General features: G+C 72.7%; 1 protein-coding gene. It reads right to left on the bottom strand.

The window, feature by feature from the left end; genetic code table 11:
• Positions 1-15: 15 nt before the first annotated feature.
• Entirely contained in the window at positions 16-2115 is a 2100-nt protein-coding gene (locus BLW63_RS25910) for an ISAzo13 family transposase (RefSeq protein WP_091162516.1), read from the bottom strand.
• Positions 2116-2170 lie beyond the last annotated feature (55 nt).

Genomic DNA, 2170 nt, shown 5'->3' with positions numbered 1-2170 from the left:
TGGGCCTGTAAAGAATCAACTTGTCGGCGTGTCAATGTCGTCGGCGCTCGGGGTCGGCAGCGAGGCGAGGAGCTCGGCCGCGGTGGTGAATCGGGTGGCGGCCGGTGTGGCGGCGTAGCCGGTCTGGTCCAGGAGCGGGCCGACTTCGCGCAGCGCGCCTCCGATGGTGCGGCGGCTGACTTCGAACAGCTCGGCGAGGGTGTCGTGGGTTCCCAGGCCGCGCCGGTGGAGCACGGTGGCCAGCACCCGCTCGGCGTCGGTGATCTTCTGCATGAAGACGCCGCCGCGGGCGCCGGGCAGCCGTTCGCCGCCGCGGAGTCGATGCCGATGCCGCTCGGCGCGGGCGGCCAGCACGGGCACGATCCGCTCGGTCAGGGCGGCGAGGTCGGCGCGCGTCATGCCGGTCAGCGCCGGATCGGCGAGCCGTTCGGCCAGCCGCGGGCGCATCGGCTCCTCTCCGCTGCTTGATGCGAAGGCCATCAGCGCCTCGGCGGTGGCAAAGCGCAGCGTGCTCGCGGTGATCGTGCGGCCGTGCTCGGCCAGCAGTGCGCGGGTGTCGGCGATGGCCTGGCCGATGGAGTTGGCGTTGACTCCGAGCAGGTCGGAGAGCACGTTCATCGAGCACAGCCGGCGCTGGTAGACGACGGTGACCAGCACCCGGTCGGCGTCGGTGAGCAGCCCGGTGCTGCCCGCGCCGGCCGCGCGGCGCCGTGGCCCGCCGCGCTGCTCGAAGCGGCGTTGGGCGGCCTGGGCGGCCTGAGCCGGGGCGAGCAGTGCGGCGAGCTCGGCCAGGTCGTCGGGGGCCATGCCGGTCAAGCGTTCATTGGCGAGGAGCGCCAGGTTCGCCGCTCGCGCCCGGGCCCGCTCGTCGGCCCGCAGGACGACCTCGCCGGCTCCGGTGGGGGCGATGGTGTAGTTCCAGGCGCCGTGGCGGGCGTGGGCGGTGATCGGCAGCCGGCGCAGCTGGTCGGCGGGAACGGCGACGCCGAGCGGATAGCTGCCGGTGTCCAGCTCGGCGGCGACCCGCAGCCCGGTGCGGGTGCGGGTCGAGGCGATCGTGGCGATCACGACCTGGTGGCTGGTCAGCGGCCGGCCGCGCCAGTTCATGGTGATCTGCGAGAACAGCCGGTGCTCGATCTTGTTCCACTTCGAGGTGCCCGGCGGGAAGTGGCAGACCGTGATCGTCAGGCCGGTATCGGCGGCCAGCGCCGCCAGCTCGGCCTTCCACATCCGGTAGCGGTAGCTGTTCGAGCCCCCCGCGTCCGCGGTGATCAGCAGCTTGGTCGCGTCCGGATGGTCGACCGCGCCGCGGGCGGCCCACCAGCGGCGGATGGAGGCCACGGCGAACGCCGAGGTGTCGTGGTCGACCCCGACGTTGACCCAGCCGGCATCGGTGCCCAGGTCGTAGACGCCGTAGGGAATGGCCAGCGGCACGTCCGGACCCGCGGTAAAGAAGCTGTGGTCCTCCACCGGGATCGGGTCGCCCCTCGGTCGCCATTCCCGGCCGGCGGCGGGCAGTTGCCCGAGTTGCTCCTTCTTCTTCGCATCCACGCTGATCGCCGGCTCGCCTTCGGCCTGATGGGCCTTGACCTGCTCGTTGATGTAGGCGAATTGCGCATCGCGGTCGGGATGCTGCTTGCCCTCCAGCGTCTTGGCCGTGCCCTGCAGACTGAACCCGGCCGCCCGCAGTAGCCGGCCCACCGTCGGGGCGGAGACCGGATGGCCCTGCGCGGTCAGCTCGGCGGCCAGATGCCGCAGCGACTTCGTCGTCCAGCGCAGCGGCGACATCGGATCGCCCCGCGCGTTCGGCTCGACCAGTCCGAGCAGGGCCGCCGCCACCTCCGGGTCGTGCGCGGTGACCGGCCTACGTCCTCCGCCGGCCCGCCGCGCACGTCCGACCGGCAGCGGCTCCTCCCCGGAGTCCAGCTCGCTCACGCCACGGCGCACCGTCGTGGCGCTGACCCGGGCCACATCCGCCACCGCGGCCACGCCTCCGTGCCCCAGCAGCCGGGCCTCGCAGGCCAGCGCCAGCCGTTGCTGCCGCTCGTTCAGATGCGGCAGCAGCACCTCGAACCTGGTGGCGAGCTGGCCGCGGATCTCGTCGTCGACGCGCATAGCAGATCGTCGACCCCGGATCCGAGAAACGACAGCTTGATTCCTGACAGGCCCA

The sequence above is a fragment of the Geodermatophilus africanus genome (assembly GCF_900107105.1).
In the GTDB taxonomy this organism is placed as follows: domain Bacteria; phylum Actinomycetota; class Actinomycetes; order Mycobacteriales; family Geodermatophilaceae; genus Geodermatophilus; species Geodermatophilus africanus.
Note: the sequence above shows the minus strand (reverse complement) of the source record. Positions and strands in the feature narration are given on the sequence as shown.